This window comes from Vibrio sp. CJQ_6 (genome assembly GCF_043106745.1).
Classification (GTDB): domain Bacteria; phylum Pseudomonadota; class Gammaproteobacteria; order Enterobacterales; family Vibrionaceae; genus Vibrio; species Vibrio furnissii.
In genome coordinates this window covers 151,113-167,935 of record NZ_JBICMV010000012.1, presented here as the reverse complement: position 1 = coordinate 167,935, position 16,823 = coordinate 151,113, and the positions used below count along the sequence as shown (strand labels likewise).

Genomic DNA, 16,823 nt, shown 5'->3' with positions numbered 1-16,823 from the left:
AGATCATTAACAAGCAATTAACATCACACTTTTCACTCTTGGTCTGACCAGAATGTATTTTGTACAACTAACAGCTTGATCCAGCTCTAATTCTGAAAAATGTGAATTTTTTTTATCTTTTCTGGGAACTCTTTCTGTGCAGCCCGGTCTGAATTATCGTAGTTGCCAGAGCTTTAAGAGTTTTACAGGCCGTCGAACGTTCTTCTTTCTGCCAACTGACATTTACGCTGCTTTTTCTTATTAACTCCTATGTTTGTATCAGCCCAGATCGTCTTTGTTCTGGGCTTTTTTTCGTCTGCCGTTCAAGGCACACTATGCGTCATCGCCTTTACATATCGCTTAACATGAAGCTTGCCCATAGCCCGATCACTCCACATCATTTTTCCGGCCACGCGTTTTATCTCAAACGGGATGACTGGTTACATCCGCAATTTAGCGGCAACAAAGCGCGCAAATTGATGAGCTTGCTGACGGGGCATTATCCCAACATCACTACCTTGATCAGCTACGGTTCAGCGCAGGCCAATTCGCTCTACTCTTTGGCTGCGCTTGCACACTTACGCGGTTGGCAGCTTGAGTTCTACGTTGACCACCTCCCTGCGTGGCTGCAAGCCACGCCCATTGGCAACTATCGGGCAGCATTGGCATTGGGGGCTCGCCTCATTGAAACTCGGCCACTGGGTTTCGCTCATCCGCGTGATTACATTGCACAGGTTCGCCAACCCGATGACGCCTGTTTGTCGGTGGAAGAAGGCGGACGCAGCGTTCTCGCCGAGCAGGGGGTCACTCAGCTCGCCGAAGAGTTATTGGCATGGATAGCAACGCAACCGGAACAACCCTGGCGTGTGGCGCTCCCGGCCGGCACGGGTACAACCGCGTTGTATTTGTATAAAGCGCTCTCTTCACATCATATCGAGGTGGTCACTTGTCCTTGCGTGGGGGGCGAGGCTTATCTGACGCAGCAATTTCTGGCATTGGGCGAAACGGCCCATCCCACCATCATTTCGCCTTCATCCAAGCATCATTTTGGTCGCCTTGATCCACAAGACTATGCGATTTGGCAAGCGCTCCATGCGCAGACGGGGGTGGAATTTGAGTTACTTTACGATCCGTTGATGTGGCGTTGTCTGTTAGAATGGTTACCCACTCAACCTGCTAAATCGATGATTTACATTCATCAAGGGGGACTGCTCGGCAATGAGAGTATGCTCCCACGCTATCGGCGCCTCTTGGGTGAGCCGAAGCTGCAACCGTAATCTGGGCGCAAAAGGAGTCCATGTATGATTAAACCCCTCAGCGTATGGGCCGCAATGGCGCTGACCGCTAGTGTGCACGCCGCCAGTATGCACACCAACACCGTGTCTACATCCAACCAACACAATACCCTGTTGATGGATGGAAACCTTGGCAAGCGCGTCTGTTATTACGACGATAAAGCGTATTCCGAAGGGTCGGTCTTGCAGATCGGGGCCGTGTATATGATTTGTCAGCGAGCCAATGATTTTGAAACCAATGGCCCGCTGAAATGGGTGCTGTTACAACAAGAGCAACCTAAAACGCCTTAAACCCAGGCGTGCGTGATGGGTTAGTTCAAGCCGCCCATTAAGGTGTATTTCACTTCTAGGTATTCTTCCAGTCCGTGCTTGGCACCTTCGCGTCCCAAGCCGGACTCTTTCACACCACCAAACGGGGCTAACGTGGTGGAAATCAGCCCTTCATTGATTCCAACAATGCCGCTTTCCAATGCTTCACTCATTCGCCACGCACGCGCCAACGATTGGGTATAGCAATACGCAGCTAGGCCGAAATCGGTGGCATTGGCACGCGCCACCACTTCCTCTTCCGAACTAAACCGAAACAGTGCCGCCAGCGGGCCAAAGGTTTCTTCGTGAGCCACCAGCATGTCATCGCTCATGTCGGTCAAGACATGGGGAACCAGCAAGCGGCTGCCATGTTGAGGCAATGTCCCAAACGCCACTTTGGCGCCCTTCTCCACCGCATCATTGATGTGACTCAGCACTTTCGATGCCGCCGCATCGTTAATCAGCGGGCCGATGTGTGTTCCGGCGTCTAATCCGTTGCCCACCTTCAGTTTGCGCACGCGATCCACCAATTTGGCGGTAAATTGCTCATACACGCTGTCGTGCACGTAGATGCGGTTGGCACACACACACGTTTGACCCGCGTTGCGGAATTTGGCGATCATCGCCCCGTCGACCGCCGCATTGATGTCGGCATCATCAAATACGATGAATGGCGCATTGCCACCCAGCTCCAGCGACAACTTTTTCACGTTGGATGCCGATTGTTCCATCAAGATTTTACCCACGCGCGTTGAACCCGTGAACGACAACTTGCGCACCGTTTTACTTTTGGTCAGCACTTCACCAATTGAAATCGCATCGCCCGTTACCACTTGCAGTAAACCATCCGGCAAACCGGCACGTTTGGCGAGTTCGGCTAACGCAAGCGCAGTGAATGGCGTATCGGGCGCCGGTTTGAGCACCACCGCGCAACCAGCAGCAAACGCAGGCGCCGCTTTGCGCGTGATCATCGCAGCAGGAAAGTTCCACGGTGTAATGGCGGCCACAACCCCCACCGGTTCGCGAGACACCAAAATGCGCGCATCGGCTTTGTGTGTGGGAATCATTTCCCCGTACGCACGTTTGGCTTCTTCGGCATACCATTCCACAAAGCTCGCAGCGTAGCCGATTTCACCTTTGGCTTCGGACAGCGCTTTGCCCTGTTCACAAGTCATCAGATAAGCCAAATCATCTTGATGTTGCTCAATCAGATTGAACCAACGACGCAACACACCAGAGCGCGTGGCAGCCGTCTCTTTTGCCCATGCACGCTGCGCGATCTGCGCAGATGCAATCGCACATTTCACCTGTTCCGCAGTCAATTCAGGCACTGTACCAATCACCGAATCATCAAATGGATTGGTCACGGTCGCGGTTTGACCATCGTCACTGGACACCCATTGGCCATCAATAAAACATTGCTGTTGGAATAGTGCGGAATCGGATAATTGCATACCTATCTCCTGAATCGTGAGTCGAGCGGGCTGAAAGTATTTTTCAGTGTATGACATCAGTTATATCACTAAACCGGAACGTCGTCTGAATGAAGTGGGCGATTGACGTGTAAGAGCGCAAAGGTGCAGCAGTTTGGGCGTGATCGTCCCCCAATTCGCCTCTCAATGCAGAAGTGAAATGCAAAAGGTCAAGCAGCAGGCTAATACAGAAGGCTCATACTGAAGGCAAGGCAAGAGACATGCCCGCGCGTTTAGTCGCGCAGCAAGGACGGATAAAAAAATCCCCGAGGAAGCCCCGGGGATTTGCAGACAGGATTGGGCCAATTACGCCAATTTTTCAATCACACGCATCAGCAGGCGAATGCGTGGCTCAATCGATGCCAGCAGCAAGTACTCTTGATCGCTGTGGAAACCGGCGCCAATCGGGCCAAGGCCATCGAGAGTCGGTACACCAAGAATGGCGGTATTGTTGGCATCAGAGCCTCCACCAACCGCTTTCCAATTGATGTCAATCGCCAGCTCGCTTGCCGCAGCTTCCACCAGCTGCATCAAACCTTCGGTTTGCGCGCTTGGCATCATCGATGGTTTGTACGCTTCGCGTTCAAGCGTCACGTGAACATCCGCGGTGAATGGCGCGCTTGCCAAACCATTCAGTTTGGTGTCGACGTCATCGTACTCGTCGTTGCTCCAGAAACGAACGTCGACAATGGCTTCTGCATGATCAGGAACGATGTTCGCGCCATCGCCACCCGACACAATGCCCACGTTCAATGTGGTACCGGATTCAAAATTAGTCATCGCATTGATGGCCAGAATCCAGTGCGCCATTTCGGTAATCGCACTACGACCATTCTCCGGGTCGTTCCCCGCGTGGGCAGCGACGCCATTAAAGGTGATTTTGTAGCGTGCCATGCCTTTTCGCGCTTTCACCAAACCGCCGTCTGCACGCGCCGCTTCTGCCACCAACACATGCTTGGCGTGTTTGGCCACCGATTGAATCCAATCGACCGAATCCAGCGAGCCCGTTTCTTCATCCGGGTTCATACAGATGCAAACCGACAGGTTGTCCAGCACGGCTGGATCTAGATGACGCATCGCATACACGATGTTCAGCAGGCCAGATTTCATGTCCGACACACCCGGACCATACGCTTTCTCGCCATCCGTCGACATCGGGCGCTGCGCGGCCGTCCCAACTGGGAATACGGTGTCCATATGGCCAATCAGCATCACGTCGATATGCGCTGCCTCGGGCTGATTACGGATTTCTAGACCGACACCCGCTTTACCGCAATCGATACGTTTGACTGTCCAACCCGGCAGGGCTTGGAACTTGGCTTCAAACTGCGCCGCAACCACTTCGATGCCGTCGGTGGTGTACGTCCCACAATCGACATTGATCAGCGGACGCAATTCTTCAAGGTATTCGTTAAGAGAAAATTGCATGATGAACTCCTAGACAAACAAATTCATGACCAGCATGGCGCCAAATGCGTTGATGATCGAAATGATGATCATCACTGGAATGTAGCGACCTTCAGTCCCGATAGGGCCCATGATGCGGCCCATGTACTGAACCTGAGACCCCATCAGGTAGATAGCAGGTGCCAAAATCGCGATGTGAGTACCGTTCAGAATGCCTTGGTCGAACAGCGTGATCACCACGCCCACAGCGCCGCCCATCGACATCCACGCGCCAATCAATACCGCAGCAGCTTCACCCGGCAAACCAAAGACCGCCATGATTGGCGAAAACACCGTGCCCATCAGATCCAGCGCACCCGTGATTTGTAATGCAGCGATAATCACAAACGCCATCAGCACGTTTGGCACTGTTGACGTGGTTGCGATCACCCAACCTTTCTTAGCGCCTTCGACGAAAATATCCGTCACCATCGGCTTACTTGCTTTTGGGTTACTCATTGTGCCGCTTCCTCTGTCAAATGCTTCGCGTCTTTCTTACCTTGTTTGTCTTCTTTGCCTTCCGTGATGTTGAGGTACACACGGAACAGGTTCGCACCCACGATCTTAAAGGCAAACATCACCACCACTGCCAGACCAATCGACGACGACACCGCCAAAGAGCCATCTGCCATGGTGAGCGTAAACAGCACAGCGCCAGAAGAGAAAAAGTTCACAATGGCCGCACCGGCGGTGAATTGGAACATCGTAAACACGTCGGTTTCACGTTTAGTGAGATGCCCTTCATCTTTCAGTTGGCGAGTCATGGCTGCGCCAGCATCCGTACTTTGCAGCGATGCGATCAGCGCCAAACCGGTATTCCCAGGAATCCCCATGATTGGACGTAGTAAAGGCGTCAGCAGCTTACGAGCCGCTTCAAGTGCGCCGTAATGCTCTAGCACATTGATCATGCCAAGTGCGAACATCACCGTTGGGATCAGGGTGAGCGCAAAGATAAAGCCATCGCGTGCGCCGCTACCGCCCGTACCACGGAAAGACGTGGTGGCGGCTTGGACGACGCCATCGGCCGTGGTCGTAACGCCGTGCGCCACCTTACCGAAAGAGCCATTTAATGTGGTGAAGTCGAATACGCCATACCACGCATTGGATTGCATTAAACCAGAGAAGAACACCACGGCAAACGCCAGTGCGATATAGCACCCAAACGTCACCTTGCGTTCAGTTGGAACAGGAGTTGTCATAAAATAACCTACACATGAGGAACAGGGCACACATGCTCCTCCTAATATAAAACGGGAAAAATGATCAAAATCAAATCGCTCGTTAAACAGGTTATTCCCTACAATTATGAATTTTTATTTTATGATTTCAATCACACTCGAAATATAATAAGAATTGCGTTAATAATATCGACACATCGCACTAAATGAATCATTCCCGCATAAACAATTCATATTAAAGATGACTTAATGAAATGACACTGACATCGAATTTGTGATTCATTTCTTATTTTGTGCAGCGTAAATCTACTGATAAATCAGCAGCATGAATAGATACAACCCAGCGTATTCAAAGCAGGTTGTATTGATGGGATTTTATTTGAAGTCATCCGAAATGATGCGGCTCCAAATCAGTGGGTGATTCATCTCCTGCACACCCATGTGTTTGTTCTGGGATTGGTCGAAATAAAAATAGAAGAACATTAAACCACTCATCCAGTCATTGTTTAAATGAACGGCCACGCGTTCAGCTTATTTATAGCCTTGTTATCGACTGCCACTAAAATATTTAGGACGCGCGCATAATGGCGTAATAATATTGATAAAAACAATGACAAGTCACCGTGATGATTCAAGGAATGAAGGCACGCTCGCGTGATCAGAAACGATCGTTAACTCTGTAAGCACCGATGCCATGACAACACAGCATCGGCTAAACGGAGACGACGAAGCGTCACGGCTACGACTCTTTTAATTGCAACTGTGGCTTAATCAAATCGTATACGTAATCAAATTCATCCGCGAGTTGATACATGTGGTTGATGATCCCACCGGCCATATGAGGGTGACCACCACCAAAGCCGATACCGCTGTCGTTCAAGGCTTTGCGCACAATGCGCGCCACGTTGTTGTGTTGGCATTCTGAGCGGAGTGAAAGAAAGGTTTTCTCTTTGCTTCTGGCACTCAAGACCACCATGTCGATCTCATCGACACCCAGCAGGAAATCCCCCAGTACACCCAGCATGTTTTTGCTGCACCCTTCCGGCAACACCGCGAACGCGCAGTTCTTTTCTCGCTTCATAGACGCAAGCAAGGTGTCGAACAGTTTAAGTTCGTGAAACTCAATTTGATTACGGCAAATGCGATTGACCATCGCCATGTCGGCCTTGGATTGCAGTTGCAGCAAGGCATGAATATCTGCAGGCCCAACAGCGCGCGTGAAATTCGCGGTATCAAATGTGAGTCCCACCAGCAACGCGGTGGCGATTTTAGCCGGGATGTCGACGTCACACTGATTGTAATACTCAACCATCATGGTCGCGGTTGAGCCGTAATCAGGACGAATATCGGCATACCACACAAAGTCAGGAGCGCTGACTTGATGGTGATCGATCACGCCCACTTCCAAGCCCGGGAAATCCGTCACGTTCTTTTCGCCAATACAGCCATCGACCACAATGATTTTGTCATCGGGCGTCAACCCCAGTTGATGCGGTTTGACGATGGGAATGTGCAACCATTCAATCAGGTTGCGCAGCGAAATGCGGTCGATAAAACCGTGGTATGTGATGAATGGCTTGAAGCCGAGCTTGCGCAGAAGATAAGCCAACGCAAAGGCCGAGCCTAAAGCGTCGTGGTCTGGAAAATCATGGGCTTGAACGATGATGCGTTCACACTGTTTCAAGCTAGCAAGAAACGTTTCAAAATCGTGGTATTTCATGGAATAGACGTTGTACCGAGATGAAAAGCGGGCGCAAGCGACAAAGAAAACGGGGCTGGCCAATGCAGTTCATTCATTGTTGTTATTGATGAGCCTTCGATTAAACGCTCAAGCCATCAAAAGTACAACACTCAGTCCAAATTCAGACACATTTAATTGACAAAAGTCTCATGTCTACATTTTCTCGCGCTTTAGGGAGACCGCTTCATGCAGCGTCGCTGACCACAAAAAAAGGGCACTGTCACCAGTGCCCGACTCATACTTAGAGCGTTAGGGGGAAGTATGAGTGAAACACTCAGCGAGACGACAACTGACCTTCACTGCCGCACAGGCGGATTTTATCCATCACCACTCGCTTCATGGCCGCTTTTCCTGGTGTGATGTATTTCCTTGGGTCGTTGGCATCAGGATGTTCGGAGAAATGCGTTTTGACCGCGTTAGAAAACGCGATTTTGAGTTCAGTCGCCACGTTCACTTTGCACACGCCAAGCGCAATCGCGCGTCTCACCATGTCGTCCGGCACGCCCGATGCGCCATGCAGAACCAGTGGAATGTCCACCACCGACTGGATTTTTTCCAAGCGGTCAAAATCGAGGTGAGGTTCGGCTTTATACAAACCATGCGCCGTACCGATGGCCACCGCTAATGAATCAATGCGAGTTCGACGCACAAATTCAGCCGCAGAAGCGGGATCCGTCATCAGTGAATCGGCGCTGTCAACGATCAAATCATCTTCCTGCCCGCCCAAACGCCCCAACTCAGCTTCCACGCTGGCATCAAAGCGGTTACAAAACGCCACCACCGATTTCACCACCTCAATATTTTGTTCAAACGCGTAATGTGAACCATCGATCATCACCGAACGAATGCCGTGTTCCACTTTGCAGCGAATGTCTGGCAGTGCTTCGTGATGATCCAGATGCAGCACCAACGGAATGGCATGTTTGTGCGCCGCTTCCTTACAAATACTGATGAGGTAATCGGTCCCTGCATATTCGTAAGTGCCCGGCGTCCCCGCGAGGATCACGGGCGACCCCATTTCAGACGCGGTTTCGACGACCACTTGCACCGTCTCGAGGTTATGGATATTGAATGCGGGCACCGCGTAACCGCCCTGTTGAGCGCGCTTTAACATTTCACGAGAAGAAATTAGATACATAGAGCCTCCTGACGGGGTGAGATCACGGCATCAAAGACCAGACGCCCTTTCACCCACGTTTTTTCAATTGAGAAATCAGAACTGACAGCGACCATAGAAGCGTATTTCCCCACTTCCAAGCTCCCCAGCTGATGTTGAATGCCTAACGATTCGGCGGGCGTGTACGACGCCATCAGCCACGCTTGCTCAATCGGCACATTGAGCCAACGGTGAATGTTCTTGACGCCACGAAGCAATGTTAATGTGCTGCCAGCCAATCCTCCCGAGGAGGTCATGACCACCCCTTGCTTCATGTCGACTTGGTATTCGCCCAAGGTGTATTGCCCATCTGGCATGCCAGTCGCGCGCATGGCATCGGTGATCAATGTCATGCGCGAGCCACAGCAGCGATGAGCAACATCAATCGCGGCAGGATGCACATGGTGACCATCGGCAATCATTTCCACAAAGCAGTGCGGATGTAGCAGCCCCGCGCCCACCACGCCCGGATCGCGATGATGCAGACCGCGCATTCCGTTGTAGCAATGCACAATCCCTTTTGCGCCCGCCGCAAACGCCGCCTTCACTTGCTCGTAGCTGGCGTCGCTGTGGCCCAACATGACGTGAATGCCATGCGCATCGAGATAACGAATGGCCTCCAGCGCGCCAGTTTTTTCCGGCGCTAAGGCCACTTTGAGCAGTTGGTTGTCGCTGTAAGAGATCCAATCTTCCAGCTCTTCTACTGCCAACTCACGAAACCATTGGGTCGGGTGCGCGCCTTTGTTTTTTTCGGTGAAATAGGGCCCTTCCAAATACGCGCCAAGAATCTCCGCCCCCTCGACGCCGTCGTGCTTACTTTTGGCCACTTGTGCCAGTGCCGCCCGAATTTTGGCCACAGGCGCTGTCACGGTTGTTGCGACAAACGCGGTCACTCCCAAAGTGGCGAAATAGCGTGACATGGTGTTGAGGCTGTCATGCGTTGCATCCATAACATCGCACCCTTGGCTGCCGTGCACATGGCTATCGATCAGCCCCGGCATCAAATCCACAGGGCCAAGAGGAATCGCATCGGCATGACGTTGACAGTCGTACGGTTCGATGGCGCTGATCGTTCCATTTTCATCGACCGTCACCACGGCGTCTTGCAGCCATTGCTTACCATGCAGCACTCGCTGAGCGCGAAAACAGTGTGCGTGCGATTTAGATTCCATCGTCTGCTACCATTGTGCTAAGCGGGGCTTTCGCCGCCATTTCTACGGCCAAACAGGTGATGCCACGATGGCCGCATTCCAATGCGAGATTGCGAAACTCAAGTAGCGACAGCGCATCCCTTTCGAGCAACATTTCCGCCGTCATCTGCATGTTGGTTCCCGTGATCACTTCAATATCTTGGCGCGCTTGGCTCAGCAGCGATGCGGTGCGAAAAGGCGTCCCACCAAGTAAATCGGTCAGAAAGACAATGCCTTCGCCACTGTCGATCTCTTCCATAGCTTGGCGCATTGCTGCCTCCAACTGTGGCGTGGTCATCTGCTCAGGAAAATCAATGAATCGAAACTGATCTTGCTCACCAATCACCTGATGCACCGCCTGCGCCATGCCCGAAGCAAACGCGCCATGACCTGATAGTATTACCGCTAACATAGAGGTCTCCTTGATTGGGGCTGACACCTCAGCCCCGTTGCTGTGTGCGATTCGATGTTACAGAACGCCCATAAATCGCCCGGCCACACCCAAAACCATGGTGATGATGATGAGCTTTAACGGACTCCAGCCACGTTTCACCAAGGCATACATCAACAAGGTGTACACCAAGGGCAAGAAGGCAGGCATCAACTTATCAATCACATCGGCTTGCAGTTTGACCACCGCATCCCCGGCTGTAATTTCAGCGGTGGTCGCAAGGCGAACGTATGTCGCGACCAGTGCACCAATGACGGTCATCCCCACCATCGACGCGGCATGACCAACTTTTTTGGTGTTGGCTTTGATCATTGGAATGGCGGCAACCCCCATGCGATAGGCGTAGTGCGCCAAACCAAAGCGCAAGCCAAAATGTACCGCGTTAAATAACACAAAGAAGAACAGCGCCCCCATGATGGAACCTTGCAGCGCAAGGTCCGCACCGATACCGCCGCAGATGGGTAGCAGTGTCAGCCAGAACATGGCATCCCCAATGCCGCCCATCGGCGCACCGACAGCAATTTTGGTGCTCTGAATACTGTTGATGTTCTGTTTAGAGCGTTCCATCGCCAGTACAATCCCCATCACGAACGTGACCAAAAATGGGTGAGTATTAAAGAACCCCATGTGTCCTTGCATTGCTTTGGATAGATCCGCTTGATTGGTATGAATCTTTTTCAGTGCCGGAAGCAATCCATAAAGCCAACCTGAGGCTTGCATACGTTCGTAGTTGAAGGACGCTTGCAAAAGCAGCGAACGCCAAGCCATTTTGTTGATGTCGGCTTTGGTGAGCTCGGCCCCAATCGCTTTGTTCTCATATTCGTCGGCAGAAACGCCTGGCGTAGGCTGAACGGTGATTTGACTCTGCGGCACCGCTTGGTTGATTACATTAGATTCCATCTTCAAGATCCTCGGCTGAAGCGTTAACAGGCGTTGGTTCTGACTTGCGCATAAAATCGATGATGGCCATCGCAGTGGCGGCGCAAGCAATTGCCAAAATGGGTAATTGAAGCCAAGCGGCGGCGACAAACCCTAAGATGAAGTACGGAATATAGGCATTCTTCATCATGATTTTCATCAGTACGGCAAACCCAATCGCTGGCATAATGCCCCCCGCAACCCCTAGGCCATCAATCAATGCTTTCGGGAGCGCCGCAACCATCGCACCTGCATGGTCTGCCCCCAAATAGATGGGCAAAAAAGCACACAAGAAGTAAAAACTCCCCAACACCGCCAGCGCGAAATAGTTCACTCGTTCAATGCCACGAGTATCGGCATTCTTGGCGTATTCATCGCACTTCGACATCACCGCTGACATGGCGGAGAACAGCAAGGTGATGCCCATCTGAACCGCGACCGCAAAGGGAACGGCAACCCCAACTGCAACGTTTGGTTCCACGTTGGTCGTGATAGCGAAAGTGGTGCCCACGATGGTGCCAATGATGACATTGGGCGGCTGCGCGCCAGCCAGTGGCGCAAGCCCCATCCAGATCAGTTCTAACGTTCCGCCGACCAAAATCCCGGTGTGTAAATCACCGAGAATCAGGCCAACCAACGGTCCTAAGACCACCGGCCGGTGAAAGTGAGTCAGGCCATTGAAGAGGTCAAGACCGGCCAAGAAGGCCAGTATGCCCAACATCAACGCCTGAAAGAGTCCTATTTCCATAGTGAATATCCTTAATCAGAGTAGAGTGAAGAGGTCTGTTGCACTTTCTGTCGGGACGCCCTGAATGGTGCAGCGGACGCCGAGTGCTTTGAGTTGTTGAAAATCCGCCACGTCTTCGGCATCCACCGAAACCGTTTTAGAAATTTGTGTTTTGCCATCGATGTAATGCATGTTGCCCACGTTGATCGCGGCGATCGGAACCCCACCTTCCACCAAGCGGCGAAAGTCGTGCGGAGTCTTACACACCAACAAGATGCGCTGACGGTCCGACGCTTTATGGATGGTGTCGATGGTCTTTTGCACCGTCCAAAAACGAATGGCGATTCCGTCTGCCAGCACCATCTCCATCAGGTTCTGCTGAATGGTGTCTTCGGCCACCTCATCATTGGCCACCACCACAATGTTGGCGTCGGCAAATCCCACCCATTGCACGCCCACTTGGCCATGCACCAAACGTTCATCAATTCGGCTGAGTACAATATTTGGCATGATCCGGTCCTTACTGATTCACATCAGGTTGTGGTGAATAGGGATAAATGGTGACGCCTTGCACAACGCGATTCACTTCGCCGGTCGGGCACGGATTGTCTGGCCCCAATCCCAGTTGAAGCGATTTTTCAAACGCCAACATTTGGCAAAACAGGATGTATGGGAAGCAGAGCCAGCGGTCACCAAGGTTCAAACGACCCAACTCAAAAACGTCTTCTTCATCAAGAGGCGCTTCAGTCAGCGCCACATGACGCAGCGCCTGATTATCACGGCGAATTTCACGCAGTAGATCCACATCGTATTGACGCGTGTAGTCATCGCTCGACAGCAGTTGAATCACCAAAGCTTGGTGGTTGATGGTAAATTTAGGCCCGTGGCGAAAACCCAATGAAGAGTCAAACGCCGTCATTACGTGGCCTGCACTCAGCTCTAATGACTTGAGCGACGCTTCACGGGCAAGGCCAGAAAATCCGCCACTACCCAACACAATCAAGCGTTCGTAAGGCAGTGCAGCCAGTTGTTTGACGGCGCTTTGCCACTCCGCCAATTTGCGTTCACACAACTCGGCAGTAGCACGCACTGCCGCCATTGATGAAGCGCCCAACAGCGCCAGCGTGGCCATTAACATGCAACTAAAGCTGGAAGTCATGGCAAAGCTTTTGTCGTTCGAACCTTCTGGCATCAATACGCACAACGCATTCGGAGCGTGTTCGGCGTAACGAGAAAGTTCACCATCGCCATTGCACGTGAGGAACAGGTGATAGCACTCGTTGACTCGCTGATCCGCCAGCTCAACCGCGGCAACACTTTCCGGGCTGTTGCCAGAACGCGCATAGGAAACCAGCAACGTCGGACTGGCGGCATCCAGATACTGCTCCGGGTTAGACACCAGGTCCGTGGTTGGAATTGACGCCACTTGAAAATTCAATTCCGGCTGCAAAAACGGCGCCGCGGCATCCCCAACAAACGCAGAGGTGCCCGCACCCGTCAAAATAATTCGTAGGTCGTCACGCTGTAACAGTGGCGTAAGAAAACCGTCGATGCGTTCCCCTTGCAGCGCCAAACTTTGCGCCAACGCGCGCCACAACGCAGGCTGATGCGAGATCTCTTGAGCCGTATGAATCGCGCGATGTTCGGCAAGCCAAGCGGATGAATAACCTAAATAAGTTGTCATTAAATCGTCTCCTGACACTCAGCCTCATTGCGATAACAAGCATCGGCATACCGCTGAGTCACTTCCATGATTTTGTGAATGATGATCTCCGCGGGATGATTGGCAATCTGTTGCTGCGCAATCGCTCGAGCCTGATTGGGCAAGTATTGGCTTAATAACGTCGTCGGTAAGGGGTTATCAATAAGGTTGGTCAACTGGGTCTGCTGCGCTGCTTGCACGTCCGAATGCGCCCAGTAATAACGAATGCGGTCACTCAGGCTGTACGTGCAATCTAAGAATTGCTGATGCCCTTTGCTTTGATAATGCGAACGCCAGTAATTGGGCTGTTCATGCATCACTTGTTCGATGGTGTCGCGCAGGTGGGATGCGTGATGCGCGCCCAACCACTCTTTCTCTGCCGCATCTAACGCAAAAAGTGCTTCACGCAGTGCAAACGTCAGCGCAGGCCCCACTTTCAAAATCGCAAAATGGTCGCGCACGAGCGCATGATAAGCCGAAGGGTTTTGGTAATCGGTCGAGTGGGCTTCAAACACCAAGTGTGGTTGGTGCTCAATCATTTGACTCAGTGGTTGTGCTTTTTGGCTTTGATAGTGATGCACATCATGGTGATCAAACTCCACGCCAGGCTGCACCACCAAGCCAATCACACGCGGCCAGACATACGCCAACCCTAAATCACTGAATGCTTGATGATGCGCATTCAACGTCGCAATGGCTTGCGCTGGCTGCGTCACTTGCATGTCATGCTCGTGCAACGATTCAAGCGCGCCCCCCGGAATTGGTACTTCCGTGCCAATCACATACAACGGCGCTTCGCCACCCCGGCTTTTCCACGCTTGCTCAGCGACCATACACAACTGCGCCGCACGCTCGGCCATCACCGCTTCACTGAGCGGCGTGTCGTCTCCATCGCAAGCCATCGAACAATCGAGATGAATTTTATTGAAACCGGCGGTGACGTAGTCGTGAATCAGCTGCGCGGAATACTCCATCGCTTGTCGTGCAGGCAAATGCTGCCAGCAGTTTGGACCAAGGTGATCGCCGCCCAAAACCAAGCGCTCTTTCGGAAAATTCAAGCGCGCCGCCAAAGCAACCACATCATCGGCAAACGCGCGCGGGGTTAGGCCGGTGTAGCCGCCAAACTGGTTCACTTGGTTGGACGTCGCTTCGATCAACACCAGTTGATCATCGCGCGCCGCTTGTTTGATCGCAGCTTCCAACACCAGAGGATGCGCAGAACACACGGAGTAGATCCCCTTGGCTTGTCCTTGTTTATGTTGCTGAATTAACGAGAGTAGCGTTTTCATGGTTTGTCCTAGTTCAACTTACGGTGTGAGGAAATGTGGTCTGCGATGATGACGTCCACCCCCATCTCCAGCAGCGCTTGATGCGTGGCGTGTGGAATGAGGCTGTCGGTCACCAGCACATCGATCTGGTTGGCTGCGCGGATCAGGCAAAAGCTTTTACGGCCAAACTTGCTTGAATCCGTCACCGCAATTACTTGCCTCGCCACATCGCACATGGCGCGATTCACTTGTGCTTCATGGCTATCGGGCGTGGTAATACCGGCGTGTAAATCAAATCCATCCACCCCTAAAAACAACTTGTCGAACAAGTAGGAACGAATGTGTTGTTCGCCATGGTGGCCCGTTAGAGAACAAGATGCGCGGCGCAAACTGCCGCCAATAACATGCAGCTCCACATTGTCGTTGTGGCTCAGTTGGTACGCGGTGTTGAGTGCATTCGTCATCACGACTAATTTTTTCTGGGTCAGATGCTGAGGCATCAACGCGATGGTTGAGCCGGAGTCGAGAATGACGGCTTCGCCATCGCTAATTAACTGCGCGGCTGCCAAAGCAATCATCTGTTTGGTCGTGCGATTTAGTTGATCTTTTCGATGTAGCGGTTGGTCAAACGCGAAATTGGGATTGAGGTTTGCGCCGCCGTAACAGCGAAAAACACAGCCTTCTTTTTCAAGCACATTGAGGTCATGGCGAATCGTGACGGCAGAGACATTAAAGGTCAGCGCGAAATCATCCACTTTGCCCGAGCCGTGTTGCTGAATGTGAGACATGATTCGTTGTCGACGTTCTGCGCTGGTCATCATTGTTCTCCCCTTTCGTTGCCTTTCAGTTGGCTTTCCACAGCTTTCGCTTCGTTGTGTTTTTATTTAATCAGGGGCTGTTTGAGAAAAATGAAAGCCAGATCACAGCGGAAAACCTTTCGATTTAACGACAAAAAGCCTTTCACTTCGCAAAAAGTGAAAGGTTAATCTTTCGATAATTCGACAGTCAAACGAGGGTTAACCACAGAAATTCAAGGAAATAAGGGAAGTGAAAGTGAAAGGGAAAGCAGTGGTTAAAAAAGCGGCGCAATTTCACATCATGACCTGCGTGAGATCACACTTTGCGAAAGTCAGCTTAAAATTCAGCGGTCACCCTTTGGGGCACATGGTGAAAAGGAGGCAATCATCAGGCCGTTGGCAGCCGGTCCACCAAACGCACATCCACCCCCATCGCCACCAATTCACGGTGATAATCGTCAGGAATACCACTATCGGTAATCAGCATGTCCAACTGTTCTGGACGCGCGATTAAACAGAAACTTTGCCGGTTAAATTTCGAAGAGTCCGCCACGGCGATCACCATCTGAGCCGCCGCCACCATGCTGCGATTGATGTTGGCCTCGCCCGAATGGGGCGTGGTGATCCCCGCAGACTTATCAAAACCATCCACACCCAAAAACAGTTTATTGAAGCGAAACTGGCCGAGCAGCGCTTCACCGGACTCGCCATGCAATGAATACGAATTTTTGCGCATCACCCCTCCCGTCACAATCACTTCAATGTCTTCGTGATTGGCCAGGTGGTACGCAATGTTGATGGCATTCGTCATCACCTTCAGCTGCTTTTTATGCGTCAAATGAAATGCAATGTGCTCTGTGGTCGAGCCGGAGTCGAGAATTAAGGTGTCACCGTCTTCCACCAGCGAGGCAGCATACGCACCGAGCTGGCTTTTGATGTCCTGATTTAACTGCTTTTTATCGTGCAATGGTTGGTCAAATGCAAATTGCGCGTTGATCAGCGCGCCGCCATAACAACGCGTCACACAACCTTGTCGTTCAAGGATGTTCAGATCGTGGCGGATGGTGACTTCAGACACTTGATAGCGCTTTGAAAAATAGCGAACCGTGCCACGCTGATGAAGTTGGATATAACTGAGAATTTCAGCTCTGCGCTCTTTCGACGTCATCAATACATTCTTAGAAAACAATGAGG

17 protein-coding genes are annotated in these 16,823 nt (G+C 51.8%); 2 read left to right on the top strand and 15 right to left on the bottom strand.

Annotated features, from left to right (window positions below; translation table 11 throughout):
- The first annotated feature begins 344 nt into the window (after positions 1 to 344).
- Together ACF8PK_RS07730 and ACF8PK_RS07725 are read left to right on the top strand one after the other, a co-directional pair.
- Positions 345 to 1,256, top strand: coding sequence for a 1-aminocyclopropane-1-carboxylate deaminase/D-cysteine desulfhydrase (locus ACF8PK_RS07730; RefSeq protein ID WP_392440679.1), 912 nt, complete (start codon positions 345 to 347; stop codon positions 1,254 to 1,256).
- 24 nt (positions 1,257 to 1,280) lie between these two features.
- The gene (locus tag ACF8PK_RS07725; protein ID WP_392440678.1) at positions 1,281 to 1,565 is read left to right on the top strand and encodes a YnjH family protein; all 285 of its coding nucleotides are present in this window, start codon (positions 1,281 to 1,283) and stop codon (positions 1,563 to 1,565) included.
- Positions 1,566 to 1,585: 20 nt separating this feature from the next.
- Here ACF8PK_RS07725 and ACF8PK_RS07720 read toward each other — a convergent pair whose 3' ends face one another.
- The 15 genes from ACF8PK_RS07720 to agaR (ACF8PK_RS07650) all read right to left on the bottom strand — a co-directional run bounded on the left by ACF8PK_RS07720 (position 1,586) and on the right by agaR (ACF8PK_RS07650) (position 16,797).
- Positions 1,586 to 3,037, bottom strand: a complete 1,452-nt coding sequence (locus tag ACF8PK_RS07720) for an NAD-dependent succinate-semialdehyde dehydrogenase (RefSeq protein WP_392440677.1) — start codon at positions 3,035 to 3,037, stop codon at positions 1,586 to 1,588.
- A 324-nt stretch (positions 3,038 to 3,361) separates the two neighbouring features.
- Positions 3,362 to 4,483, bottom strand: coding sequence for a M20 family metallopeptidase (locus tag ACF8PK_RS07715; protein ID WP_014205349.1), 1,122 nt, complete (start codon positions 4,481 to 4,483; stop codon positions 3,362 to 3,364).
- A gap of 9 nt (positions 4,484 to 4,492) precedes the next feature.
- Complete coding sequence (locus tag ACF8PK_RS07710) at positions 4,493 to 4,960, bottom strand: YjiG family protein (protein WP_004726379.1); 468 nt, start codon at positions 4,958 to 4,960, stop codon at positions 4,493 to 4,495.
- Positions 4,957 to 5,700 carry a nucleoside recognition domain-containing protein gene (locus tag ACF8PK_RS07705; RefSeq protein ID WP_004726380.1) on the bottom strand — a complete coding sequence of 248 codons (744 nt, stop codon included), beginning with the start codon at positions 5,698 to 5,700 and terminating at the stop codon, positions 4,957 to 4,959. Before ACF8PK_RS07705 ends, ACF8PK_RS07710 begins: the two co-directional genes overlap by 4 nt.
- A 718-nt stretch (positions 5,701 to 6,418) precedes the next feature.
- Positions 6,419 to 7,399 (bottom strand): bifunctional oligoribonuclease/PAP phosphatase NrnA, encoded by a 981-nt coding sequence (locus tag ACF8PK_RS07700; protein WP_004726382.1) that lies wholly within the window; start codon positions 7,397 to 7,399, stop codon positions 6,419 to 6,421.
- 295 nt (positions 7,400 to 7,694) lie between these two features.
- The gene (locus ACF8PK_RS07695) at positions 7,695 to 8,558 is read right to left on the bottom strand and encodes a tagatose bisphosphate family class II aldolase (protein WP_392440676.1); all 864 of its coding nucleotides are present in this window, start codon (positions 8,556 to 8,558) and stop codon (positions 7,695 to 7,697) included.
- Positions 8,549 to 9,748 carry an N-acetylglucosamine-6-phosphate deacetylase gene (gene nagA / locus ACF8PK_RS07690; RefSeq protein WP_392440675.1) on the bottom strand — a complete coding sequence of 400 codons (1,200 nt, stop codon included), beginning with the start codon at positions 9,746 to 9,748 and terminating at the stop codon, positions 8,549 to 8,551. Before nagA ends, ACF8PK_RS07695 begins: the two co-directional genes overlap by 10 nt.
- The gene (gene agaF, locus ACF8PK_RS07685) at positions 9,738 to 10,178 is read right to left on the bottom strand and encodes a PTS galactosamine/N-acetylgalactosamine transporter subunit IIA (RefSeq protein ID WP_014205354.1); all 441 of its coding nucleotides are present in this window, start codon (positions 10,176 to 10,178) and stop codon (positions 9,738 to 9,740) included. The genes nagA and agaF overlap by 11 nt, the downstream gene beginning before the upstream one ends.
- A 57-nt stretch (positions 10,179 to 10,235) precedes the next feature.
- Entirely contained in the window at positions 10,236 to 11,117 is an 882-nt protein-coding gene (gene agaE / locus ACF8PK_RS07680) for a PTS N-acetylgalactosamine transporter subunit IID (RefSeq protein WP_392440674.1), read from the bottom strand.
- Positions 11,107 to 11,883, bottom strand: a complete 777-nt coding sequence (agaW, locus tag ACF8PK_RS07675; RefSeq protein WP_041942579.1) for a PTS N-acetylgalactosamine transporter subunit IIC — start codon at positions 11,881 to 11,883, stop codon at positions 11,107 to 11,109. Before agaW ends, agaE begins: the two co-directional genes overlap by 11 nt.
- A gap of 15 nt (positions 11,884 to 11,898) precedes the next feature.
- The gene (gene agaV, locus ACF8PK_RS07670) at positions 11,899 to 12,372 is read right to left on the bottom strand and encodes a PTS N-acetylgalactosamine transporter subunit IIB (protein ID WP_004726388.1); all 474 of its coding nucleotides are present in this window, start codon (positions 12,370 to 12,372) and stop codon (positions 11,899 to 11,901) included.
- Positions 12,373 to 12,382: 10 nt separating this feature from the next.
- Positions 12,383 to 13,546, bottom strand: coding sequence for an SIS domain-containing protein (locus ACF8PK_RS07665; protein ID WP_392440673.1), 1,164 nt, complete (start codon positions 13,544 to 13,546; stop codon positions 12,383 to 12,385).
- Positions 13,546 to 14,853: a D-tagatose-bisphosphate aldolase, class II, non-catalytic subunit gene (locus ACF8PK_RS07660; RefSeq protein WP_392440672.1), complete on the bottom strand. Its 1,308-nt coding sequence runs from the start codon at positions 14,851 to 14,853 to the stop codon at positions 13,546 to 13,548. The genes ACF8PK_RS07665 and ACF8PK_RS07660 overlap by 1 nt, the downstream gene beginning before the upstream one ends.
- 8 nt (positions 14,854 to 14,861) lie before the next feature.
- Positions 14,862 to 15,650, bottom strand: coding sequence for a transcriptional repressor AgaR (agaR, locus tag ACF8PK_RS07655; protein WP_041942699.1), 789 nt, complete (start codon positions 15,648 to 15,650; stop codon positions 14,862 to 14,864).
- A 367-nt stretch (positions 15,651 to 16,017) separates the two neighbouring features.
- Positions 16,018 to 16,797 carry a transcriptional repressor AgaR gene (gene agaR / locus ACF8PK_RS07650; RefSeq protein ID WP_014205361.1) on the bottom strand — a complete coding sequence of 260 codons (780 nt, stop codon included), beginning with the start codon at positions 16,795 to 16,797 and terminating at the stop codon, positions 16,018 to 16,020.
- Between the last annotated feature and the right edge of the window lie 26 nt (positions 16,798 to 16,823).